This is a genomic window from Rhizobacter sp. P5_A1, assembly GCF_056400745.1.
Genome location: NZ_JBFUKR010000003.1, coordinates 93745 through 116784, shown reverse-complemented (window position 1 = coordinate 116784; position 23040 = coordinate 93745). Strand labels below are relative to the sequence as shown.

Sequence of the window (23040 nt, the reverse complement as noted above, 5' to 3'; positions counted from 1 at the left end):
GCCGCGCGATCGTGCCGTCGGTGCCGGGCCGAAGTTGTCGTTGCGACGACATCTCTGACTAGTGTTTCCGAGTGCATCCGCCCGCGCTGCGCCCGCGTAGGCTCGCGAGCGAGGGACACAGAATCCCCGCGAGGAGACATCGCCATGCAGACCCTGCAGACCATGCTTCGCGGCAGCCTCTGGGCCGCTGCGCTGAGCGCCGACGAACTCGATCAGGTCGCCCGCGAGTCCTTCGAGCGGCGGCTCGGGGTGGGCGGCTACGCGGTGCGATGCGGCGAGCCGGCCGAACACTGGATCGGCGTGATCGATGGCCTGATCAAGATGTCGGTCTCGCAGTCCGACGGCCGGCATTCCACCTTCACCGGCGTGACCACGGGCGGCTGGGCCGGCGAAGGCTCGCTGCTGAAGGCCGGGCGCTGGCGCTACGACGCGGTGGCCGTGCGCGAGACGCGCCTGGCCTGCGTGCCACGCCGCAGTTTCGAGCGCCTGGTCTCGACGAATCTGGCTTTCAACCGTTTCCTGCTGTCACAGCTGAATGCGCGCCTGAGCCTGTTCATCGGTCTGGTCGAATTCGACCGCCTGCTCGGGCCGGACGCCCGCGTCGCGCGCTGCCTGGCCAGCCTGTTCGACCCCGATCTCTATCCACAGGCCGGCAACTTCGTGCAGCTCAGCCAGGAGGAGATCGGCCTGCTGTCGGCGGTCTCGCGGCAGCGCACCAACGAATCGCTGCACGGGCTCGAGCGGGCTGGCCTGCTGCGCATCGAGTTCGGGGGCGTCACGGTGCTCGATCTGGCCGGGCTTCGCGGCTATTGCGGTTCGCCCGAGACGCGATCGGCGAGCAGCGCGCGCGCGCCGGCAGCGTCCGGGGACTACGCCGCACTCGGCAAGTCATAGCGGCAGCCGCTGCACGCGCCCGTTCATCCGAGGTCGTACAAGTCCCGAACGCCGTCGATGGCCTTGCGATGCACGGGCGTGGGGGCCGGCATGCTGACATCCCAGTTCCGGCCCATGCCGTCGCGGATGTGGCCTTCGATGAAGGGCGGCATGACACGCGATGCGCTGAGGGCCACCTCGATCGCGTCGGCCACCAGCAGCGCCAATTCGCCTCTGGACTTTGTCTGCTTGGTCAACGGTGCCTCGCATGGTGAAGCCTGGAAGGTTGTCGCAAGCAGTATGGCGAGCTCGGCCGGCGCGATCGATCCCTATCTCCCGGTTTCCGCGGCACCGGAAGTGGGCCGGCGGCTACCCAACGCGCTTGGGGTCTCCGACGAGCGTGCGGCCGCCGACGCTGTCGCCGCCAAGAAGCCCGCCAAACCGGGCGCCCAGTCGGGGCCGAAGCCCGCCCCGGCGCCCGCCTCGCAGTGAGAGCTGCTTGCGGCAAATCTTGCCGGCGACCCGCGCGCTAGCTGCGCCGGCCACGCCTTCGCGCGACGATGCCCGCGACACCCAGCCCGGCCAGCATCAAGGCATACGAGCCGGGCTCTGGAATCGGGCTGGTCGTCGGCGTATTCGCGACGAAGAAGGTCTCGAACCCTCCGGTCGCGTTCGTCGCCTGCGCCGACAGACCGATGCGCAGGTCGACGCTGAAGAGCGCCTGCAGCGTCGCCGCGTCCGGCGCACTGAGTGCGAAGACGAAGCCGGAGTTGCCCGCGCCGGTCAGCGTGTTGGCAAACGAGTAGCTTTGCGGGGTCGACGCGGTGAAGACCAGATTGCCGGAGCCGTCGTACACGCCGAGCGTCAGGCTGGTCAGCTGGATGCTGTTGGCACTGTTGCCGGGTTCGAGCGCATTGAAAACGACCCGCAGGTCAGCCGCCGACATCACGCCGAGTTCGGCGAAGGTCCGCGTCCGGGTCTGCGACGCGCCGCTCTTGAAGTCACCTGACTTGACGTCGCCGGTTCCGTTCCACGCCACGCTGCCGGATTCGCTGGTTGAGTCTCCCGGGCTCTGGATCGTCAGGACGGTGTTGACTGCGCCCAGGCCGGTGCCTTGAAAGTCCTCCGGTCCGGAGAGCACGAGCTGAGCATGAGCGGCGCCGGCGCACATCGCGATCGCGGCAGCCAAGTGGTGAGGGCACGGCTTCTTCACTGATCTTCTCCTCGGTTGTTGATGTGTCCCAGTGCCGCCGTCGGTTCGAGCTGCCAACGGCGCGCTCTCCAGGGCAAGGCGTGTGCCTGAGCGTCGCCCGCCTGCAGCGCGACACGCGATCAGTGGGTCGCCGAGTTCGCCGGCGCGGCGTCGCAACTGCGGCCGCAGTCAGTGCCGGTGCCGCCACCATGCGGCGTTGATCAGTTCGTTCGCGGCCGCGGCGCGCTCGGCGCGGCCGGCACCCGCCGATGCGGCCAGCGTGTCGGGAGCGACCCGCCACGGCAGATCGAACGGCTCCAGCGCGGCGAAGAGGCACTCCAGCACCCGCGGCAGCTCGTCACCCTCGTCGAGCGACAGCCAGGCCAGCGCCGTGCGGGGTGGCAGGCGTTGCAGCTGGCGCGTCAAGGCGGCGGTCTTGCCGAACCGGCCGGCGCGCTGATGAGCGTGAGCCGCTGCGTGGCGAGTGCGTCGCGCACGGCCAGGTCGAGCGCAGGTCGCTCGATCTGGGCGCCGCGCTGGCGTGGCGGCTGGATCTTCGTGCGGGGGAAGGTCATCGTGGATCGCGCATCGGCAGCCGCCGATTGTGCCGGCCGCGCTGCATGGAGGGGTCCGGCAACACCTCATTACGAAGCTGCCGCGGCGACCGTCAACGACGGTTCCGACCTCGCGTTGATGGAAGGACGCAACGCCATTCGCGTGCGGTAAAGGAGTCCCGTCATGCTGCTTCGTACCTTCCTGGCCACCCTCGCTGCCGGCACCGCGCTCTTCGGCGCGACGGCGGCACACGCGGGAACCCATTGGTCTGTCGGCATCAACTTGCCAGTCCCTGGACTCGTGGTGTCGAACGGCGGCTACTACGCCGAGCCGGCGCCGGTCTACTACGCCCCGGTGCCCCGCTATGTCGCGCCCGAGCCCTACTATGACGAGGCACCTCGCGTCTACGCGCCCCCGCGGGTGGTCTATTCGACGCCCGAAGTCGTCTATCGGGACACCTATCGGGGTTGGAACGGCGACCGATACTCCCGCTGGGAGCGTCACCGCGAGTTCGAGCGCGCGCGATGGGAGCATGAACGTCGCGAGCACCGCCGGGGCGACGACGACGGCCATCGTTGGCACCGGGATTGATGGGCCGATGAGCGACCTTCCCGTGGCTTGACTCGAAGCGCCGCAGACGCGGCGCTTCTTCTTTGCACGCTGCCTGGAGCTAGGCGAGCAACGTCCGAAGCCGGCGCTGCACGCGGATGATTTCGACCATCTGGTTGTCGACGAGACCGTGAAGGTCGGCGCCGACGGTCCCCTGGTGGGGAGCCTTCAGGGTCAGATGCATCTCCACCGCCTCGCAAGCCGCAGCGAGCCGCAGAGCACCGATTTGTCCGGCAGCGCTCTTGAGCTTGTGCGCTGCGAAGAGGAGTCGTTGGGCGCCGCCGGGATGCCGCAGGTCGACCTCAATGGATTCCAGGGTCGGCTCCAGCGAGTCCCGGAACATCGCGAGGACCTCGCGAACGACGCCGTTGGCGCCGGTGGGGTCCAACTCGCCAATGACGGACAGCGTCGTGACGTCGAAGGCCTCTCCGAGCTCGGCCTGGCTCCATGCGCCATCGAGACTGTGGCGCACCGTATTCAACGAGCCCGGAAAGGTCCGCGGAGATTTCCAGGCTGACATCGTTCGCAGTGTCGGGCACCCAGCTGACGAGCATCCATCGAACTGACCCGGTTTCCCGCCACCTGCTACCGGTTGTGTCACGCCGACCTCAGGGACCTCGTCTCCACGCCTCTCGGCAAAGCTTCTTCACGTCCTCGCCTCACCCTGACGCTCATGCCTTGTCGACCGTCGCTGCGACTTCTCCGGCCAGCATGTCAGGAAGTCGCACGGCGTTGGGCATGGAAGACCGCTGCAGCAGCTGGCCATGTCCACTGCCGACAAGGCGTCGCACGGGACGGCGCCACACCCGGCATCGCAGGGAATGCACGCCAGCGCGTCACAGAACCCTCGTTGCCGCTGGATGCGTCCCGCCGTCGGTGTCGCGCCATCGCGGTATCGGTGATAGACGTCGCGGCACCGCTCGAACCGCCCGAAGAGCAGTCCCATTCCAGCGCGGACACCTCGCCATCGAATCGCTCGGAACCCCAGCCGAGAGCAGCTTGCGTTGCCCGTGTGGCATGCGTATGCGCACCGAAAGCCCTTGTAGGGCGACACGAATCGCTGGTACACAGCGATCGCTTGAAGAAGCAGGTCCCTGACGAATGCGTGCACGCGAGCAAGGTACCGGTCGCCTCCGCACCTGGCAATGCGCATGGGCAATCGGGGGTACCGACGTTCGCTGTTGCGCTGCGGTTCTCGACCAGTGAACGCCGGGCACGTTTGCGGGCCGGCCCTGGCGGCGGCACACTACGGCCAGAGAAAAGGGGGCCCCCATGAACGAACTCGAGACAGCGCTTGACGACCTGGACGGCCTGTACGAGGCCTCTTGCGCCCTGTCGGACGCACAGCGCGCGAGCCCGCTGGCGAGCCAGGCCAAACTCCGGAAGAAACTGCGGCAGGATCTGGCAGCCGGGGCCGAAGCCTACGTGTCCACCCTCATCGCGACGTCTCGAGGCGAACTCGACCCGAAGCGAATCAGGAAGTGCCGCGCCGCCGCCGCCCGAATGATGCCGACCGCCGTGGCGAGCCAGAAGCGCCTTGCGTCGCTGGTCGAAGAACGGCGCATCCCGAACCCCGAATTCCGGCAGGACCTGCAGCAACTCCTCAGCCTCTCTCTGCATTGCCGCGCCGCCCTCGCGGCGTTGGCGCCGACGGTCGACCGGCGCGCCGCCGAGGCGCTCGGCAACAAGGTGCTCGTCGAGCTTCGTGAGGCGACCCTCCTCTATGTCTCGACCGCCCGGGCAGCGGACGATGGAGGCACTGAAAAGGCGCGGGCAGTGGTGGTGGAACACCTCAAGAAAACCGAAGGCCACGCCGGTGAATTCGTTGCCCTGGCGCCCGGGTCCGCTGATGACGCGCCGTCGCTGGGCGCCGCGCTCTCGAACGACGTGGTCGAGATGCTCCACAAGACTTCGCTCGGCTGGAGCGCGACGGCCACGCCGTCGACATCCGAAGCGGCGACATAGAGTCGGCGTGTTTGGAGGGGTCCAAGTAAGGAGGGGCGACAGGACCTGCCGATTTCGCGGGGTGACGACTCGGGCTCTTCAAGGACGACGGCCCCTGGCTTGAGCCGCCCTCAGTTCCTTCGAGTTCAGCACGTACGCCGCGTTGCCGACCAATCGCTTGACGGCCAGGTCGATGAACGCGCGTGCCCGTGCCGGCTGCGAGTTGCGGCTCCCGAAGTACACGAAGTAGCTCGACCGCTCCGGCATGTGATCGACCAGCAGAGGCACGAGCTGCCCCGAACGGATGTACGGTGCGGCCGACACGCCGGCCAACTGCCCGATCACCTGTCCCGCCACCACCGCGTGAAGTTCCAGGATCTCGTCGTTGGTGCAGATCGCCGGGACGACCGCCTGTTCGACCACATCGTCGCCCACCTTCACGCGCCACGGCACGACCGCGCCCGTCCCTGGGTGCCGGTACACGCTGCAGCGGTGTGACTGCAAGGCAGCCAGGTTGTCCGGCCGGCCGTTCCTTTCGAGATAGGCCGGCGACGCGCAGATGATCAGCTGAACCGGGAACAGGCGCCGCGCGATGACACCCTCGTGCGGCGACTGTCCCAGCCGGAACCCCACATCGACGCGGTCTTCGACCCAGTTGCCGACGCGGTCCTCCAACTGCACGTCGGGCACGATGCCGGGGTACTGCTGACAGAACTCTTCGAGCAACCTCCAGAGCACGGGCTGGAACGTCGTCCGCGGGCCGACGATGCGCAGCGGTCCCGCGATCTCGTCCTTCGCGCGCTTCGCGGTCCGCAAGGCCCGCTGCAGGCCGAGCAGCGCCGGCTGAGCCTCCTCCAGGAACTGCCGGCCTTCGTCGGTCAGCGACATCACACGCGTCGTGCGGTGAAACAGCCGCACATCCAGATGCTGCTCCAGCTGCGCCAGGGCCTGGCTGGCCGCCTGCGGACTGATGTGCAGCGCCTCTGCGGCCCTGCGCAGGCTGCCCAGCTCGGCCGCCCTGACGAAGAGGGAGATGGAACGCAGTTCGTTGATGGCCATGGCGCTTCTCTTTCGACCGATCCCTTTCCGACCGATTGTCGGCTCTGGGTTGTCAATCCATCAAGCATCGACGGGCTACTCATGTGCCAATCGAACTCCTAGAGTGGCGGGATGCGTGTGTCACCGAAGGAGACCCCGATGAAGCAACTCGCTGCCGCCGCGCTGGCCCTGTCGATGCTGCCGCCCGTGGTCGCGGCCGAGCCCGAGCTGCAGATCTCGCGGGCCGGTTCGCGATCGGCGACCACTGCGCCGGCGCAGAACTTCACCGGCAGCGTCCGGGTCGAGATGCTCTACACACCGGCCGGACCCGAGCGCACGTCCGCAGGCACGGTCTCCTTCTCGCCCGGCGCACGCACGGCATGGCACACCCATCCGCTCGGCCAGACCTTGATCGTCACGGCAGGCGTGGGCCGCGTGCAGCGCTGGGGCGGTCCGATCGAAGAGATCGGGGCCGGCGACGTCGTGCACATCCCGCCGGGGGTCAAGCACTGGCACGGCGCCGCACCCGGCAGCGCGATGACGCACATCGCCATCACCGAGGCCCTGGACGGCAAGGCGGTGGACTGGCTGGAGCAGGTGCCCGACGCGCACTACGGCGCGTCGCAGCCCGCTGCGGCGGCAGCGTCTGCGCAGCCCTCGCAAGCGCAACGCCTGATGGGCGATGTCGCGCCGAAGCTGGCGCAGCTGACCGACGACGTGTTGTTCGGTGATGTGTGGGCACGGCCCGGGCTCTCGCCACGCGACCGGAGCCTCGTCACGGTGAGCGCGTTGATCGCGATGAACCGGCCCGACCAGCTGCGCTCGCACATGGCACGCGCTCGCGACAACGGCGTGTCGAAGGACGAGCTGGTCGAGACGCTGACCCACCTCGCGTTCTATGCCGGCTGGCCCAACGCCGTCACGGCGGCCGGTGTGGCGCGCGAGGTGTTCGCGAACAAGCCGTGATGACCCACTTGAGGAACTCGACATGCAGCACGTGACATTGAACAACGGCATCCGGATGCCGATCGCCGGCTTCGGCGTGTTCCAGATTGCCGACCCCAACGAGTGCGAGCGCAGCGTCGTCGACGCCATCGAAACCGGTTACCGGCTGATCGACACGGCCGCCTCGTACATGAACGAGGAGGCCGTGGGCCGGGGCCTGCGACGCAGCGGCGTGGCGCGCGAGGAGCTGTTCGTCACGACCAAGCTGTGGGTGCAGGACACCGGCTACGAGCGCACCCGCGACGCCATCGACAAGTCGCTGCGCCGCCTGCAGCTCGACTACCTTGACCTGTACCTGATCCACCAGCCGTTCGGCGACGTGCACGGCTCGTGGCGCGCGATGGAAGCGGCCTACGAGGCGGGCAAGCTGCGCGCGATCGGCCTCAGCAACTTCCACCCGGACCGGCTGATGGACATCAAGGCCTTCAACGACGTGGCACCGGCGGTGAACCAGGTCGAAGTGAACCCGTTCCAGCAGCAGGCCGAGAGCGTGGCGTTCATGCGCGACAACGGCGTGCAGCCCGAGGCCTGGGCGCCGTTCGCCGAGGGGCGCAACAACCTCTTCCACAACGAGGCCCTCGTGGCCATCGGCGCCCGGTACGGCAAATCGGTCGGGCAGGTCGTGCTGCGCTGGCTCGTCCAGCGCGATGTCGTCGTGCTGGCGAAGTCGGTGCGCAAGGAGCGGATGGCGGAGAACCTGAACATCTTCGACTTCCAGCTCGACGGCGCGGACATGGCGCGCATCGCGACGCTCGAGACCGGCACGAGCAGCTTCTTCTCGCACCGCGATCCGGCGATCGTCAAGTGGATGAGCGAGCGGCGGCTCGACGTCTGATGAAAGTTCGTTCGCTTGCTGTCGCGCTGGCCGTCGTGTCCCTCGTGGGCACCGCCCACGCGGCCGACGACGCCAAGGCGCGCCCGGCTCCGTTGATGATCCAGGCGCAGGGCAGCTTCGCCGTCGGCGGCACGGTCACCCGCGACCCACTGGGCCAGACCTTGCACGGCGACCACGCGCGGGTCTTCTATCAGGTCCCGGCGAACGCCCGCAAGCTGCCGCTCGTGATGTGGCACGGCTTCGGGCAGTTCGGCAAGACCTGGGAGACCACCGCCGATGGTCGCGAGGGCTACCAGACCCTCTTCCTGCGCCGCCGCTTCCCGGTCTACCTGGTCGATCAGCCGCGGCGCGGCGGCGCCGCGCGCAGCACGGTCGCCGCGACCGTCAATGCGGCACCGGACGAGCAACGCTGGTTCAACATGTTCCGCCTGGGCCGCTGGCCCGAGTTCTTTCCGGGGGTGCAGTTCTCGCGCGAGCCCGAGGCACTGAACCAGTACTTCCGCCAGATGGTTCCGGACACCGGACCGCTCGACGCGAAGGTGGTCACCGACGGCGTCTCGGCGCTGTTCGACCGCATCGGCCCCGCGGTGCTCGTCACGCACTCGCACAGCGGCGGATTGGGTTGGACCGTCGCGATGAAGAACCCCAACGTGCGGGCGATCGTCAGCTACGAACCGGGCAGCAACTTCGTCTTTCCGGAAGGCGAGGTGCCGCCGCCGATGCCGAGTGCCGCCGGCCCGCTCGAAGCCGTCGCGGTGCCGATCGCGCAGTTCCTCAAGCTGACGCGGATTCCGATCGTCGTCTACTACGGCGACAACATTCCCGACGAGCCCTCCGGGAACTTCGGCGAGGACAACTGGCGAGTGCGCCTGGCCATGGCCAGGCTCTGGACCGAGGCCATCAACCGGCACGGCGGCGACGCGACGCTGGTACACCTTCCCGAGATCGGCATCCGGGGCAACACGCACTTTCCGTTCTCCGACGTCAACAACGTGGAGATCGCCGACCTGATGTCCGACTTCCTCGCGCGAAAGAAGCTCGACTGAACGTTCTCGGCGACACTGCGAACCTGATGAGCAGCGAGCGAGGACGACATGGCTGACGTTCGATCGATGTGCGCGATCGGCCTGAGCGGTCAACTGGGGTTGAACGGGCACCTGCCGTGGGAGGGCGACCGCCGCCCCGAATTCGAGGCCGATGTGGCGCGGTTCTTCGACATGACCCGCGGCCACGTGCTGATGGCCGGCCCGCGCACCATCGGCGCGGTGCCGCAGTTCGCGCACGCGGACCGCACGCTGGTCACGCTGCGCTCGGGCGACGACCCGCAGGCGATGCTCGACCGCTTTCCCGGTCGCGTCGTCTACATCGGCGGCGGCCCGCCGGTGTGGGACGTCTACGCCCGCTTCATCCGCCACTGGGACATCACGCGGCTACCGTACGACGGCCCGGCCGATCGCTGGTTCGACCCGCGCTGGCTGCAGACCGGCGCGCAGGTCCGGTCGCGCTGAGCTGCTCACGACCTGCGTGTCAAGCCAGGTTGCCTTGGCACAGGTACTTGGTGTGCATGTAGTCGTCGAGCCCGTAGCGCGAGCCCTCGCGGCCGTAGCCGGATTCCTTCACGCCGCCGAACGGCGCGGCTTCCGAAGCGAGCGCGCCTTCGTTGATGCCGACGATGCCGCATTCGAGCGCGTCCGCAACGCGCCAGATGCGCGAAACGTCTTGCGAATAGAAGTAGCCGGCCAGGCCGAACGGTGTGTCGTTGGCCGCCTTGACGACCTCGGCTTCGGTCTCGAAGCGCGTCACCGGCACGACCGGGCCGAAGGTCTCCTCGCACGAGCAGGCCATGGCCGCGTCGGCGTTCACGATCACGGTCGGGGCGTAGTAGTTCGGGCCGGCGCAGCGCGCCGAGTGCAGGCGCTCGCCGCCGACGACGACCCGCGCGCCGCGGGCCACCGCGTCCTGCACGTGGCGCTCGATCTTCTCGATCGCGCGCGCATTGATCATCGGCCCGATCTGCGCGTCGGGCTCGGTGGCCGGGCCGACCTTCAGCGCGCCGACGCGAGCGGCCAGCTTGCCGACGAAGCGATCGTGCACTGAATCCTGCACGAACACGCGGTTCGGGCAGACGCAGGTCTGGCCGCCGTTGCGGAACTTGGCGGCCATCAGGCCCTCGACCGCGGCGTCGATGTCGGCGTCGTCGAACACGATGAAGGGTGCGTTGCCGCCGAGCTCGAGCGAGAGCTTCTTCAGCGTGCCGGCCGATTCGCGCGCGAGGTGCTTGCCGACCGGCGTCGAGCCGGTGAAGCTGATCTTGCGCACGCGCGCATCCGCGAGCCACACGTCGACGACCTCGGGCGTGCGCTCGCGCGATGCGGTCACAATGTTCAGCACGCCGGGCGGCACGCCGGCTTCTTCGGCCAGGCGCACCAGCGCCAGCGAGGTCAGCGGCGTGTCCTCGGCCGGCTTGGCGACGACGCTGCAGCCGGCGGCCAGCGCCGGCGCGATCTTGCGCGCGATCATCGCGGCCGGGAAGTTCCACGGCGTGATCACCGCGACCACACCGACCGGCTCCTTCACGACCATCATGCGGCGCCCGCGCACCGCGGCCGGGATGATGTCGCCGCAGGCTCGCGTCGCCTCCTCGGCGAACCACTCGACGTAGCTCGCCGCGTACAGCACCTCGCCCTTGCCTTCGGCCAGCGGCTTGCCCTGCTCGCGCGAGATCAGCCGGCCCAGGTCTTCCTGGTGTTCGAGGATCAGCGCGTGCCAGCGCTTCAGCAGCTGTGCGCGCTCCTTCGCGGGCCGGGCCCGCCAGCCCGGGAACGCCGCGTGCGCGGCCTCCACGGCCGTCAGCGCATCGGCGGCACCGCTGTCGGGCACCTGCGCGAACACGGTGTCGGTGGCCGGGTCGGTGACGTCGAGGCGACGGCCTTCGATCGCATCGGACCAGCGCGCGTTGATGAAGTTCTGCTGGCGTTGCAGCGCGGGGTGAGCGAGGGTCAGCGGCATGGCGATGAGACTGAAGGAAGAGTGGGGGTTCAGGCCGCGGCGACGCGCTGGGCGATCGCCTGGCCGAGTTCGGTGGTCGACGCCTTGCCGCCCAGGTCACCGGTGCGCGGGCCTTCGACCAGCACGCGCTCGATCGCCTGCACGATCGCGTCGTGCGCGGCGCGGCCGGCGCCGGTGCCGTGAGTCAGGAACTCGAGCATCAGCGCGCCCGACCAGACCATCGCGATCGGGTTCGCGATGTTCTTGCCGGCGATGTCGGGCGCCGAGCCGTGCACCGGCTCGAACAGCGACGGGAACTTGCGCTCCGGGTTCAGGCTCGCCGAGGGCGCGAGGCCGATCGTGCCGGTGGTCGCCGGCCCGAGGTCGGACAGGATGTCGCCGAACAGGTTGCTGGCCACCACCACGTCGAAGCGGTCCGGTTGCAGCACGAAGCGCGCGCTCAGGATGTCGATGTGCTGCTTGTCGGTCGTCACTTCGGGATAGTGCTTCGCCATCGCATCGGCGCGCGTGTCCCACCACGGCATGCTGATCGCGATGCCGTTCGACTTGGTCGCGACCGTGACGTGCTTGCGCGCGCGGCGCTGCGCCAGCTCGAACGCGTACTTCAGCACGCGGTCGGTGCCATGGCGCGAGAACACCGACTCCTGGATCACGATCTCGCGTTCGGTGCCGGGGTACATCACGCCACCGAGCGAGGTGTACTCGCCCTCGGTGTTCTCGCGCACGACGACATAGTCGATCTCGCCGGGTTGGCGGTTGGCGAGCGGGCACGGCACGCCCTCGAACAGGCGCACCGGGCGCAGGTTGATGTACTGGTCGAACTCGCGCCGGAACTTGATCAGCGAGCCCCACAGCGAGATGTGGTCCGGCACGGTCGCGGGCCAGCCGACGGCGCCGAAATAGACGGCGTCCATGCTCTCGAGCTGCGCCTTCCAGTCGTCCGGCATCATCTGGCCGTGGGCCGCGTAGTAGTCGCAGCTGGCCCATTCGATGTGCGTGAACTGCAGCGACAGATCGAAGCGCCTGGCCGCGGCTTCGAGCACGCGCAGGCCTTCGGGGATCACTTCCTTGCCGATGCCGTCGCCGGGGATCACGGCGATCTTGTAGGTCTGTGTCATGGGGTCTCCAGTCCGGGAAGAAATCAGGCCGCGATGGCGGCAGGCACGTCGTCCAGCCAGCCGCGTTGCAGCTTGGGCACCGAGCGTGCCAGCAGCTCGTAGTACGGGTGCTGCGGGCCGCGCTCGAAGTCGGCCCGCGCCACCTGCGCCAGCTTGCGGCCGTGCTGCATCACGACGATCTCGTCGCAGACCGAGCGCACCGTGTGCAGGTCGTGGCTGATGAAAAGATACGACACGCCGAGCTCGCGCCGCAGCTGCGCCATCAGGTCGAGCACCGCGGAGGCAACCACGGTGTCGAGCGCGGAGGTGACCTCGTCGCACAGGATCAGGTCGGGCTCGGCCGCGAGCGCGCGAGCGAGATTCACGCGCTGCTTCTGCCCGCCCGAGAGGCCGCCGGGCAGGCGCTGTGCCACCGCGGCCGGAAGCTGCACCAGGTCGAGCAGCTGCGTGATGCGCGCCTGCAGCGCGGCGCCGCGCAGGCCCTTGTAGAACTGCAGGGGCCGGGCGAGGATGCGCTCGATCGTCTGCGACGGGTTGAGCGCCGTGTCGGCCATCTGGAACACGATCTGGATGCGGCGCAGATCGTCCTTCGGGCGCTCGTTCAGCGTCGCGCCGAGCTCGCGGCCGTCGAACACGATGTCGCCGCGGCACGGCGCGATCAGGCCGGCGATCGCACGCGCCAGCGTGGTCTTGCCCGAGCCCGATTCGCCGATCACGCCGACGGCCTGGCCGCGGTAGAGCTTGAGGTCGATGTCCTGCAGGATCAGTGTCGCCGGTTGGCCGTCGCTGCCCTTGGCACCGTAGCCGGCCGACAACCCGGTCACCTCGAGCAGCGGGCGTGCGTCGATCGCGCTCGAGGCCTGACCGGCGTCGCGCATCTTCGGCAGCGCGGCGGCCAGCAGGCTGCGCGTGTAGTCGTTGGCCGGGGCCTCGATGATCTGCTCGGTGCTGCCGATCTCGCGCATCGCGCCGTCGCGCAGCACCAGGATGTGGTCGGCCATCTGCGCGACGACGGCGAGGTCGTGGCTCACGTAGACCGCGGTCGCGCGGCGCTCGCGCACGACGCGGCGGAACGCGCGCAGCACCTCGATCTGCGTGGTCACGTCGAGCGCCGTCGTCGGCTCGTCGAGGATCACGAGCTCGGGGTCGGTGATCAGCGCCATCGCCGCCATCAGCCGCTGCAACTGCCCGCCCGAGACCTGGTGCGGGTAGCGCGAACCGATGCGCTGCGGGTCGGGCAACGCGAGCTCGCGAAACAGCGCGACCGCCTTCGCCTCGGCGTCGGCGCGCGACATCAGGCCGTGGATGCGCGCCGGCTCGACGACCTGGTCCATGATCGAGCGCGACGGGTTGAACGAGGCCGCCGCGCTTTGCGCGATGTAGGTCACGGTGCGCCCGCGCAGCGCGCGTTGCTGCGCCGGCGACAGCGCCAGCACGTCGACCTCGCCGATCCGGATGCTGCCGCCCGCGATGCGGCAGCCGTCGCGCGCGTAGCCCATCAGCGCCAGCGCGGTGGTGGTCTTGCCCGAGCCCGACTCGCCGATCAGCGCCAGCACCTCGCCGGGCGCGATCCTGAAGTTGAGGTCCTTGACGATGGCCTGCTCGGCGCCGCCCCGTGCGCCCGCGACGATGTTCAGCTGGCTGACCGTGACGACCGCGCCCATCAGTGCGCTCCGCGGGCCGAGCGGCCGGGCAGGTTGTCGATCAGCAGGTTGACGGCGATCGTCAGGCTCGCGATCGCCAGCGCCGGCATGATGATCGCCGCGCTTCCGAGCGGCAGTGCGCCGATGTTCTCGCGCACCAGCGAACCCCAGTCCGCGGCGGGCGGCTGCACGCCCAGGCCGAGAAAACTCAGCGACGCAAGCAGCAGCACGACGTAGACGAAACGCAGGCCCAGGTCGGCCAGCATCGGGCCGACGATGTTGGGCAGGATCTCGTGCAGCATGATGTACAGGCGCCCTTCTCCGCGCGTGCGCGCGACTGTCACGTAATCCATCGCGTCGATGTTGACGGCCAGCGAACGCGCGATGCGGTAGGCACCTGGCAGGTAGATGATGGCCGCCGTCAGGATCAGCGTCGGCATCGACGAGCCGAAGGCCGCGACCATGATGAGCGCGAACATCTTGCCGGGCACCGAGGTCAGCGTGTCGATCGCGCGGCTCAGCAGCGCGTCGAGCCAGCGCCCGCTGGCCGCCGCAAGCAGCGCCAGCAAGGTGCCGCAGCCGCTGGCGAGCAAGGTCGCGGTCAGCGCCACGCCCACCGTGTAGCGCGTTCCCTGCACGACGCGCGCGAGCACGTCGCGGCCGAGGAAATCGGTACCGAACCAGTGGGCGGTGCTGATCGGCGCGAACACCGCCGCCTCGCCCATGCTGCTGCCGCCCTGGCTCATCAGGCTCGGGCCGATCAGCGCCGCGATGAGCCAGAACAGCAGCACCGCCCCGCTCAGCAGCGCGACCGGGTTGAACGCGCGGCGGGCGCGGCGCGGCTTGACGGGGAGGGTCAGCGTGGAGTCGTTCATCGCAGTGCTCGCGTTCAACGGTAACGCAGGCGCGGGTTCGCGACGATGCTGACGATGTCGGCCAGCGTCACGAGCGCCAGGTACGCGGCGCAGAACAGCATCGCGCAGGTCTGCACCAGCGGCATGTCGCGCTGGGTCACGCCATCGACCATCAGGCTGGCCACGCCGGGGTAGTTGAAGATGGTCTCGACGATGATCACCCCGCCGAGCAGATACGACAGCGTCATCGCCACCGCATTGGCGATCGGCCCGACCGCGTTCGGCAGCGCGTGCGCGAGCACCATGCGCATCGGTGTGGCGCCCTTCAGCAGCACCATCTCGATGTAGGGCGCCTTGAGCTGGTCGATCACCGCGGCGCGCGTCATGCGCATCATCTGCGCCACCATCACGCAGCACAGCGTCATCACCGGCATCGCGAACGAGCGCAGCATCTTCACCGGCGAGTCGAAGCTCACGCCGTACGACAGCGCCGGCAGCCAGTGCAGTTCGACCGCGAACACCAGCACCGCGAGCGTGGCGACGAGGAACTCGGGCACCGAGACCACCGCGACCGCGCCGCCGCTGACGATGCGGTCGAACACCGAGCCGCGGTACATCGCGGCGAGGATGCCCAGCACCAGTGCCAATGGCACCGCGACGACGATCGTGATGGCCGCGAGCAAGAGCGAGTTGGGCAAGCGGCTCGCGAGCATGTCGGCAACCGGCGTGTGCGTGACGATCGAATCGCCGGGCTTGCCGGCGAGCAGGCCGGAGAGCCAGCGCCCATAGCGCACCGGCGCGGGCACGTCCAGCCCCATCTGATGGCGCAGTGCGGCCAGGGTCTCCGGCGTGGCCTCCTGCCCGAGCTGCGCCTGAGCCGCGTCGCCGGGCAGCACCGCGGTGATGGCGAACACCATCGCCGACACCACCAGCAGCGACAGCAGCGCGAGCATCACGCGCTGGAGCGTCAGTCGCAGGATGAGCAGGTTCATCGCGCTCGGCGTTCGATGGCGTCAGCCGCTCAGGCGTCGAGCCAGACGTGCTCGGCGAACGAGTAGCCCATCAGCCCGCCGAGCGGGATCGGCGACAGGCCCTTGAGCTTGTTGCTGTGGCCGTCGAGGCTGGCCAGGAACAGCGGGATGCCGGTGCCGGCCTGCTCGTGGATCATGGTCTGCATGTCGGCGTACTGCTGCTTGCGCTTGGCCGCATCGGTCTCGGCGCGCGAGGTGATCAACAACTGGTCGAACTTCTCGTTCTTGAAGCGCGATTCGTTCCAGGCCGCGTCCGACTTGTAGAACAAGGTCAGCAGCGTGTCGGCGCTGGGGCGCGGATTCACGTTGCCGAAACCGACCTGGCTGTTGAGCCAATGGTTGGCCCAGTAGCCATCGGCCGGCATGCGCTTGACGTCGAGGTTCAGGCCGATCTTCTGCGCCGACTGCTGCATCACCAGCGCCATCTCGACCGAGTACAGCGCCGCCGGCGACGCGACCACCGGCACCGGGGCCTCGCCGACGCCCGACTTCTTCAGGTGGAACTTGGCCTTGTCGAGGTCGAACGGGCGCTGCGGCAGCCCGGCGAAGTAGAAGCGGTTCGTCGGGTCGATCGGCTGGTCGTTGCCGAGCACCGCATGGCCGAGCGCAACGGACTTGCGCATCTGCTCGCGGTCGATCAGGTGCTTCATCGCGAGGATGAAGTCGGGGTTGGTGCCCGGACCCACGTCCTTGCGCATGATCAGGTCGGAGTACTGGCCCGACTGGGTGCTGAACACCGAGAAGCCGGCCGTGCCCTTGATGCGATCCACCGAGCGCGGGTTGACCGAGCCGGCCAGGTCCAGGTCGCCCGACAGCAGCGCATTGACGCGCGCACCCTCGTCGCCGATGCCGACGAACTCGATCTCGTCGAGGTAGGGCTGGCCGGGCTTCCAGTAGGCCTCGTTGCGCACCACGATCGAACGCACGCCGGGCTTGAACTCCTTCAGCTTGAAGGGGCCGGTGCCGATGCCGGCGTTGAAGTCGGTCGTGCCGTCCTTGACGATCTGGAAATGGAAGGTGCCCAGGATCACCGGCAGATCGGCGTTGGGCGCGCTCAGCGTGACGGTCACCTCGTTCGCGCCGCTGGCCTTCACGGTGTCGATCTGGTCGGCCAGCGCCTTGGCCTTGGAGGCCGTCGCCGCGTCCTTGTGGCGCATGACCGAGAACACCACGTCGGTCGGCGTCAGCGGCTTGCCGTCGTGGAACTTCACGTCCTTGCGCAGCTTGAAGACCCAGACCTTCGCGTCCTTGGTGTCGAACGATTCGGCCAGCGCCGGCTGCGGCGTCAGGCTGCCGTCGAGCGAGGTCAGGCCGTTGTAGAGCATCGTGCCGCGCGAGTAGTCGGTCTGGTTCGACATCTTCGCCGGGTCCAGCGTGTCGGTGATCGCCGCGGTGGCGCCCGCGACGCGGATGCGCCCGCCGCGCTTCGGCGTGGCCGCGTGCGCCGACAGCGCCAGGCTGGACAAGCCGCCCGCCAGCGTGGCCTGCATGCCACCGGCCATCAGCATGGCCAGCACATCGCGCCGGCTCGCGCCGCGCTTCAACGCATCCAGCATGCGCGTGCTGTCGTGAGGACCGACGAGGTCTTGGAGTTTGGTGCGCTCGTTCATGGCAGTTCCTGTGGCTGTGGTGCGGTGGATCGAAGGGGAAGAGTCGGCTCAGGCGACCATGTCCTTGACACGGTAGTAGAGACCGATGGCGGGGAGAAACCAAGGGGGGCCGAGGTGGCCGGGGATTGCGGGCCACGCACGGTCGCGCCAGGGGTTGGCAGCGGCGTTGCCGGCCATCACCTCGGCCATGCGCTGGCCCATGTGCACCGACATCTGCGTGCCGTGGCCGCTGTAGCCCGTCGAGTAGTACAACCCGTCGCGCTCGCCGGCGTGCGGCAACCGGTCCTGCGTCATGTCGACCAGGCCGCCCCAGCAGTAGTCGATCTTCGCGCCGGCCAGTTGCGGGAAGGTCTGGTCCAGCCCGCGCTTCAGGATCGCGCCGCTCTTCCGGTCGGACGTGGGGCTGGACACCGCGAAGCGCGCGCGCCCGCCGAACACCAGCCGGTGGTCGGCCGTCAGGCGGAAGTAGTGGTGGATGTTCGCGACCGTGACGCAGGTGCGGCGCAGCCTGAGCACGGCCTGCGCGCGCTCGGGCCCCAGCGACTCGGTGACGATGATGAAGCTGCCGATGCCGACGATGCGCCGGCGCAGCCAGCCGAAGCTGCCGTAGCTGCCGTGCTGCGAGGCACCGGTGGCGAGCAGCACCTGCTTCGCGTTGACCGTGCCGCGCGCGGTATGCACGCGGTGTACGTGGCTCGCGCCCTGGCGCTCGAGCTTGTTCGCGGCCGTGCCGAGGTGGATCTGCGCGCCGTTGCGTTCGACCGCGCTCGCCAGGCCGTGGGCAAAGCGGCCCATGTGCATCTGCCCGCTCTTCTTCTGCAACAGGCCGCCGACGAAGCGCTCGCTGCCGACCTCCTGCCGCACGCGTGTCGCGTCGATCAGCTCGACATCGGGGTCGACCTCGCGCCGCATGCGTTCGGCACTGCGCGCCAGCGCCTCGTAGTGCGCCGGCCGGGTCGCGAGCTTGAGCTTGCCGTTGCGCTCGAAGTCGCAGTCGATCGCCTCGTCGCGCACGACGCGCTCGACCGTGTCGACGGCGGCATCGAACGCGTGGTACCAGGCGCGTGCCTGCTCGGCGCCGTATTGATCGGCCGCCGCACCGTAGTCGACCGCGAGGCCGTTGTTCACGTGGCCGCCGTTGCGGCACGAGGCTTCGCTCGCGATGCGGTCGCCGGCCTCCAGCACCACGACGCTCGCGCCGCGCCGCACCAGCGCCAGCGCCGCCGACAGCCCGGTGAAGCCGGCGCCGACGATGACCACGTCCGCGCTCGCCGGCAGCTCCGCGGCCGTCGGCGTGAACGCCGGTGCCGTGTCGGTCCAGTACGAGTCGAGCTTCATGGACGCGGTGTGGACGGTGTGTGCCGCGCGATCAGAGACCGACGACCCCGGCCAGCCCGCCGATGTCGGCAATCTCGGTGTAGCCGTAGGCCGCGCAGCCCGGACCATGGCCGCGATTGACGAAGACCTTGTTCCTGATGCCGAGGTCGTCTGCGGACATCAGGTCGTAGCGCAGGCTGGACGACACGTGCAGCATGTCTTCCGGGTTCGCGTTCAGCGAATCGAGCATGTACTCGAAGGCCTGCAGCCGCGGCTTGTAGGCCTGCGCCTGCTGCGCGGTGTAGACGCGGTGAAACGGCGCGCCGAGCTGCGCGACGTTCTTCAGGATCTGGTCGTCCGACGCGTTCGACAGGATCACCAGCGGGATCTCCTTCGCGACGCGCGCCAGGCCTTCGGGCACGTCGGCGTGCGGGCCCCAGGTCGGCACCGCGTCGTAGTAGCGCTGCGCCTCGTGGTCGAAGTACTGCACGCCCCACTTCTTGCAGGTGCGGCGCACCGCGTTCTTCAGCACGTCGACATAGGGCTTCCACGCACCCAGCACCTCGTCGAAGCGGTAGGCGGAGAAGTCGGCAACGAACTGCTCCATGCGATCGGCGGCAATGCGGTCGGCAAAGATCTCGCGCGTCATCTCGCCCATGCGAAACCGGGTCAGGGTGCCGTAGCAATCGAAGCTGATGTATTTGGGACGGAAAGCCATTCGGGTGGGTCCTTTGGTTCGGTGATGGAGCCTCGTCATCACCATTTCATTGAAGCATGTGACGAGGACGAGTTCGTGGGGAAATGGATCGAGCCGGGCATCGAAGCTGCGGTTTCGATGGCCCGTCTCGGCATGGCATGCGGTCTGCGCTGCACCGGTGCGGCGGCGCACTTCATTGCGGCACCGCGAAATCGATCAGCACGCTTTTGACGCGCAGGTTGGCCTCGACGGCCTGGCGCCCCAGGTCCTTGCCGATGCCCGACTGGTGATAACCCCCGGTCGGGATCACGAAGTCCGACGTGCGGCCGTAGCGGTTGATCCAGACCGTGCCGGCCTGGATGCGGCGCATCGCGCGCATCGCGCGACCGATGTCGGCGGTGTGCACGCCGGCGGCGAGGCCGTAGTGCGCGTGCTCGGCCAGCGCGAGGCCTTCTTCTTCGGTGTCGAAGGTCTGCACCGTCAGCACCGGGCCGAAGATCTCCTCGATCACGGCCGGGTTGGCCGCATCGACCTGGTCGATCAGCGTGGGCTGGAAATACGCGCCGCCGGCGGCCACGTCGGCGAGCGAGCCGCCGCAGCGCGCCCGCGCGCCGCTGCCGAGCGCACGCCCGACGATGTCGGCGATGCGCGCCGCCTGCGGGCGCGAGACGATCGGCGACAGCGTGGCCGCGGCGTCCCAGGTCGGGCCGGGGCGCAGCGCGTCGAAGCGCTCGGCGATGCGCTCGATCAACGCTTCGGCGATGCGCCGCTGCACGATCAGCCGCGAGCCCGCGACGCACACCTGGCCCGCGTTGCCGGTGATCGCGCCGGCGATCGTCGCGGCGAGCTTGTCCAGGTCGGGCACATCGTCGAACACCAGCTGCGGGCTCTTGCCGCCCAGCTCCAGCGTGACCGGCTTCGGGCCGTGCAGCGCGCACGCCGCCATGATCGCCGCGCCGGTGCGCGTCGAGCCGGTGAAGGTCATCTTGGCGATGCGCGGATGGCGGCTCAGTGCGTCGCCGGTGACGCGGCCGTCGCCCTGCACGATGTTGAAGATGCCCGGCGGCACGCCCGCCTGCACCGCCAGCTCGGCCAGCCGCAGCACCGAGAACGGCGTGAGCTCCGAGGGCTTGAGCACGACCGCGTTGCCGGCCGCGAGCGCGGCGCCGACCTTCCACGAGGCCATCACGAGCGGGAAGTTCCAGGGCGTGATCGCGCCGACCACGCCGTACGGCTCGGTGACGGTCATGCCGAGGTGATCGCTGCGCGTGGCCGCGACCTCGCCGCCCAGCTTGTCGGCGTACTCGGCGAAGAAGCGCAGGCCCTCGGCGGTGAACGGCAGGTCCCACGCGAGGGCGTCGCGCAGCGGCCGTGTCGAGCCCACGGCTTCGAGCGGGGCCAGCACCGCGCCATCGGCCTCGACCAGGTCGGCCCAGCGGCGCAGCACCCGGGCGCGTTCGCGTGGCGCACGGGTGGCCCAGTCGCTCGCCCGCCAGCGGGTCCACGCGTTCGTGACGACGCGGTCGACGCCGTCGGCATCGGCCAGCGGCAACGCGGCATAACGTTGGCCGTCCGAGGGCCGCTGCACCTCGAGGGCCTCGCCGGCCGCCGCCGGCAGGAGCATGCCGTCGATGAAGTGGCCGCTGCTCACATGGATCTGATCGGGCTGGAAGCTGTGCACGCGGGCCTTCAGAATGGGGGTGTACCGATCCGCAGATGCTAGGCAGGGTGGCGCGGAATTTGCGCCTGTACGCACCGCGGCGAGCGCAGCAAATTGCGATTCGCCGCGGCGCGACAGCGGATGCTGCGGTATGGGTCCCGGCAGCAAGATCGTCCTATCCGACGCGCCGGCAAGCTTGCAACCATCGCACGAGAACCCCAGCTGGAGAACCGATTGACCCATGCATTGAGCGCCGCTGACGGGGTCGTGCTGCGACCGATGACGGCGGCCGACCTCGAGGCCGCGCACGCGCTGTCGCTGCGCGTGCACTGGCCGCACCGCCTCGCCGACTGGCAGTTCAACTTCGAGTTCGGCCACGGGCTGGTGGCCGAGCGCGACGGCGAGCTCGTCGGCACCGCGCTGTGCTGGCTGTGGGGTGCGCAGTACGCGACCCTCGGCCTGGTGATCGTCGACCCGCGCTGCCAGGGCCGGCGCGTCGGCTACCGCCTGATGGAGGCGCTGCTCGCGTCGCTGCAGGGTCGCGACGTGCTGCTGCACGCCACGCCCGAAGGCCGCGGCCTGTACGAGCGCCTGGGTTTCGCGCGGACCGGCGAGGTGCGCCAGCACCAGGGCACGGCGCTGCCGGCGCCGCTGGTCGCGCTGGCCCCGGGCTGGCGGCTGCGCCCGGCCGACCACAACGACACCGCGACGCTGGCTGCGCTCGACGCCCAGGCGCGGGGCATGCCGCGCGTCGCGATGATCACCGCGCTGCTCGGCAGCGCCGACACCGTCGTGCTGGACCACCAGGCCCAGGCGCGCGGCTTCGCGATGCTGCGCCGCTTCGGCCGCGGCCTCGCGATCGGCCCGGTGGTCGCGCCCGACGCCGACAGCGCCAAGGCGCTGATCGCCCACCTGGTGGGTCTGAACGCCGGCAAATTCGTGCGCATCGACATCGACTTCGACAGCGGCCTGACCGAGTGGCTCGAGGGCCTGGGCCTGCTGCGCGTCGATGCGCCGACGGTGATGGTGCGCGGCGCCGCGCCGGGCCGCGTCGAAGGCGTGCGGCTGTTCGCGCTCGTCAATCAGGCACTGGGTTGAAACCTGGATGAGCTTCGTCTACAAGTCCGACCCCGTGCGCGGCCGGCAATGGGCCGAGATCTTTGCGCGCGAAGCGCCGGCGCTGCCGTTCCACATCTGGCCCGACATCGGCGATCCGGCTGCGGTGCGCTTTCTCGCGGCGTGGGAGCCGCCCGCGAAGCTCCTCGAGGTGTTCCCGAATCTCGAGGTGCTGTTCTCGTCCGTCGCCGGCGTCGACCAGTTCGACTTCTCGGCGCTGCCGGCCGGGCTGCCGGTGGTGCGCATGGTCGAGCCCGGCATCATCAACGGCATGGTCGAGTACGTCAGCTGGGCCGTGCTCGCGCTGCACCGCGACATGCTGCACTACCAGCGCCAGCAACGCCGCGCACTGTGGCAGGCCGCACCGCTGCGGCCGGCCTCGCAACGCCGCGTCGGCGTGCTGGGCCTGGGCTCGCTGGGGCAGGCGGCGCTCGCGGCATTGCGCCGCTTCGGCTTCGATTGCGCCGGCTGGAGTCGCTCCCGGCATGTTCTCGACGGCGTGCAGTGCTTCGCCGGGGCCGATGAGCTGCCGACGTTTCTCGCGCGCACCGACATCCTCGTCTGCCTGCTGCCGCTCACGAGCGAGACGCGCGGCATCCTCGACGCCGCGGTGTTCGCGCAGCTGCCGCGTGGCGCCGGACTCGTGCATGTCGGCCGCGGGCCGCAGCTCGTGCACGACGACCTGCTCGCCGCACTCGAGCGCGGCCAGATCTCGGACGCCGTGCTCGACGTGACCGACCCCGAGCCGCTGCCGCCGGACCACCCGTTCTGGCAGCACCCGAACATCTGGCTCACGCCCCACATCGCGAGCATGACGCAGCCCGGGACCGCCGCGCAGGCGGTGCTGGACAACCTGCGTCGCTTCGATGCGGGCGAGGCGATGATCGGGCGCGTCGATCGATCGCGCGGATACTGACGTGCCGCATCTTCTGCC

25 protein-coding genes are annotated in these 23040 nt (G+C 69.3%); 9 read left to right on the top strand and 16 right to left on the bottom strand.

What is annotated here, in order from left to right; all coding sequences use genetic code 11:
• The first annotated feature begins 144 nt into the window (after positions 1-144).
• A complete protein-coding gene (locus tag AC1DTW_RS04125) occupies positions 145-894 on the top strand; it encodes a Crp/Fnr family transcriptional regulator (protein ID WP_477979399.1) in 750 nt (249 codons plus the stop codon).
• A 23-nt stretch (positions 895-917) separates the two neighbouring features.
• Here AC1DTW_RS04125 and AC1DTW_RS04120 read toward each other — a convergent pair whose 3' ends face one another.
• From AC1DTW_RS04120 to AC1DTW_RS04105, 4 genes are all read right to left on the bottom strand, one after another.
• Positions 918-1130 (bottom strand): hypothetical protein, encoded by a 213-nt coding sequence (locus AC1DTW_RS04120; RefSeq protein WP_477979397.1) that lies wholly within the window; start codon positions 1128-1130, stop codon positions 918-920.
• A gap of 272 nt (positions 1131-1402) precedes the next feature.
• Positions 1403-2086: a PEP-CTERM sorting domain-containing protein gene (locus AC1DTW_RS04115; RefSeq protein WP_477979395.1), complete on the bottom strand. Its 684-nt coding sequence runs from the start codon at positions 2084-2086 to the stop codon at positions 1403-1405.
• A gap of 168 nt (positions 2087-2254) precedes the next feature.
• On the bottom strand, positions 2255-2491 hold the full coding sequence (locus tag AC1DTW_RS04110) for a hypothetical protein (protein ID WP_477979393.1): 237 nt from the start codon (positions 2489-2491) through the stop codon (positions 2255-2257).
• On the bottom strand, positions 2488-2640 hold the full coding sequence (locus AC1DTW_RS04105; RefSeq protein ID WP_477979391.1) for a hypothetical protein: 153 nt from the start codon (positions 2638-2640) through the stop codon (positions 2488-2490). The genes AC1DTW_RS04110 and AC1DTW_RS04105 overlap by 4 nt, the downstream gene beginning before the upstream one ends.
• Positions 2641-2803: 163 nt before the next feature.
• Between AC1DTW_RS04105 and AC1DTW_RS04100 the strand changes: the two genes are divergently transcribed.
• Positions 2804-3211, top strand: coding sequence for a hypothetical protein (locus AC1DTW_RS04100; RefSeq protein ID WP_477979389.1), 408 nt, complete (start codon positions 2804-2806; stop codon positions 3209-3211).
• 79 nt (positions 3212-3290) lie between these two features.
• On the opposite strand, the gene AC1DTW_RS04095 is transcribed toward AC1DTW_RS04100, so the two are convergent.
• Complete coding sequence (locus tag AC1DTW_RS04095; protein WP_477979387.1) at positions 3291-3749, bottom strand: Hpt domain-containing protein; 459 nt, start codon at positions 3747-3749, stop codon at positions 3291-3293.
• A gap of 126 nt (positions 3750-3875) precedes the next feature.
• Entirely contained in the window at positions 3876-4382 is a 507-nt protein-coding gene (gene yidD, locus AC1DTW_RS04090) for a membrane protein insertion efficiency factor YidD (RefSeq protein WP_477979385.1), read from the bottom strand.
• A gap of 119 nt (positions 4383-4501) precedes the next feature.
• On the opposite strand from yidD, the gene AC1DTW_RS04085 reads away from it, so the two are divergent.
• Positions 4502-5194, top strand: a complete 693-nt coding sequence (locus AC1DTW_RS04085) for a hypothetical protein (RefSeq protein ID WP_477979383.1) — start codon at positions 4502-4504, stop codon at positions 5192-5194.
• A gap of 78 nt (positions 5195-5272) precedes the next feature.
• On the opposite strand, the gene AC1DTW_RS04080 is transcribed toward AC1DTW_RS04085, so the two are convergent.
• Positions 5273-6232: a LysR family transcriptional regulator gene (locus tag AC1DTW_RS04080; protein WP_477979381.1), complete on the bottom strand. Its 960-nt coding sequence runs from the start codon at positions 6230-6232 to the stop codon at positions 5273-5275.
• Positions 6233-6370: 138 nt separating this feature from the next.
• On the opposite strand from AC1DTW_RS04080, the gene AC1DTW_RS04075 reads away from it, so the two are divergent.
• From AC1DTW_RS04075 to AC1DTW_RS04060, 4 genes are read left to right on the top strand one after another with little or no spacing between them, the layout of a single operon-like run.
• Positions 6371-7177, top strand: a complete 807-nt coding sequence (locus AC1DTW_RS04075; RefSeq protein ID WP_477979379.1) for a (R)-mandelonitrile lyase — start codon at positions 6371-6373, stop codon at positions 7175-7177.
• 22 nt (positions 7178-7199) lie between these two features.
• Positions 7200-8051 (top strand): aldo/keto reductase, encoded by an 852-nt coding sequence (locus AC1DTW_RS04070; protein WP_477979377.1) that lies wholly within the window; start codon positions 7200-7202, stop codon positions 8049-8051.
• Entirely contained in the window at positions 8051-9097 is a 1047-nt protein-coding gene (locus tag AC1DTW_RS04065) for an alpha/beta hydrolase (RefSeq protein WP_477979376.1), read from the top strand. The genes AC1DTW_RS04070 and AC1DTW_RS04065 overlap by 1 nt, the downstream gene beginning before the upstream one ends.
• 48 nt (positions 9098-9145) lie before the next feature.
• Positions 9146-9559, top strand: a complete 414-nt coding sequence (locus AC1DTW_RS04060) for a hypothetical protein (protein ID WP_477979374.1) — start codon at positions 9146-9148, stop codon at positions 9557-9559.
• Positions 9560-9578: 19 nt separating this feature from the next.
• Here AC1DTW_RS04060 and AC1DTW_RS04055 read toward each other — a convergent pair whose 3' ends face one another.
• The 9 genes from AC1DTW_RS04055 to AC1DTW_RS04015 all read right to left on the bottom strand — a co-directional run bounded on the left by AC1DTW_RS04055 (position 9579) and on the right by AC1DTW_RS04015 (position 20954).
• Positions 9579-11060 (bottom strand): NAD-dependent succinate-semialdehyde dehydrogenase, encoded by a 1482-nt coding sequence (locus AC1DTW_RS04055; RefSeq protein WP_477979372.1) that lies wholly within the window; start codon positions 11058-11060, stop codon positions 9579-9581.
• A gap of 29 nt (positions 11061-11089) precedes the next feature.
• A complete protein-coding gene (locus AC1DTW_RS04050) occupies positions 11090-12178 on the bottom strand; it encodes a tartrate dehydrogenase (protein ID WP_477979370.1) in 1089 nt (362 codons plus the stop codon).
• A 23-nt stretch (positions 12179-12201) separates the two neighbouring features.
• Entirely contained in the window at positions 12202-13842 is a 1641-nt protein-coding gene (locus AC1DTW_RS04045; RefSeq protein WP_477979368.1) for an ABC transporter ATP-binding protein, read from the bottom strand.
• Positions 13842-14696: an ABC transporter permease gene (locus AC1DTW_RS04040; protein WP_477979366.1), complete on the bottom strand. Its 855-nt coding sequence runs from the start codon at positions 14694-14696 to the stop codon at positions 13842-13844. Before AC1DTW_RS04040 ends, AC1DTW_RS04045 begins: the two co-directional genes overlap by 1 nt.
• Before the next feature lie 14 nt (positions 14697-14710).
• The gene (locus tag AC1DTW_RS04035; protein ID WP_477979364.1) at positions 14711-15667 is read right to left on the bottom strand and encodes an ABC transporter permease; all 957 of its coding nucleotides are present in this window, start codon (positions 15665-15667) and stop codon (positions 14711-14713) included.
• Between the two features lie 29 nt (positions 15668-15696).
• The gene (locus tag AC1DTW_RS04030) at positions 15697-17316 is read right to left on the bottom strand and encodes an ABC transporter substrate-binding protein (protein WP_477979362.1); all 1620 of its coding nucleotides are present in this window, start codon (positions 17314-17316) and stop codon (positions 15697-15699) included.
• A 48-nt stretch (positions 17317-17364) separates the two neighbouring features.
• Positions 17365-18654 (bottom strand): NAD(P)/FAD-dependent oxidoreductase, encoded by a 1290-nt coding sequence (locus AC1DTW_RS04025; RefSeq protein WP_477979360.1) that lies wholly within the window; start codon positions 18652-18654, stop codon positions 17365-17367.
• Positions 18655-18685: 31 nt separating this feature from the next.
• Positions 18686-19351, bottom strand: coding sequence for a haloacid dehalogenase type II (locus tag AC1DTW_RS04020; protein WP_477979358.1), 666 nt, complete (start codon positions 19349-19351; stop codon positions 18686-18688).
• Positions 19352-19523: 172 nt separating this feature from the next.
• The gene (locus tag AC1DTW_RS04015; RefSeq protein ID WP_477979813.1) at positions 19524-20954 is read right to left on the bottom strand and encodes an aldehyde dehydrogenase family protein; all 1431 of its coding nucleotides are present in this window, start codon (positions 20952-20954) and stop codon (positions 19524-19526) included.
• A gap of 315 nt (positions 20955-21269) precedes the next feature.
• Between AC1DTW_RS04015 and AC1DTW_RS04010 the strand changes: the two genes are divergently transcribed.
• Both AC1DTW_RS04010 and AC1DTW_RS04005 read left to right on the top strand, forming a co-directional pair.
• Positions 21270-22088: a GNAT family N-acetyltransferase gene (locus tag AC1DTW_RS04010; protein ID WP_477979811.1), complete on the top strand. Its 819-nt coding sequence runs from the start codon at positions 21270-21272 to the stop codon at positions 22086-22088.
• Positions 22089-22095: 7 nt separating this feature from the next.
• Complete coding sequence (locus AC1DTW_RS04005) at positions 22096-23022, top strand: 2-hydroxyacid dehydrogenase (protein ID WP_477979356.1); 927 nt, start codon at positions 22096-22098, stop codon at positions 23020-23022.
• Positions 23023-23040 lie beyond the last annotated feature (18 nt).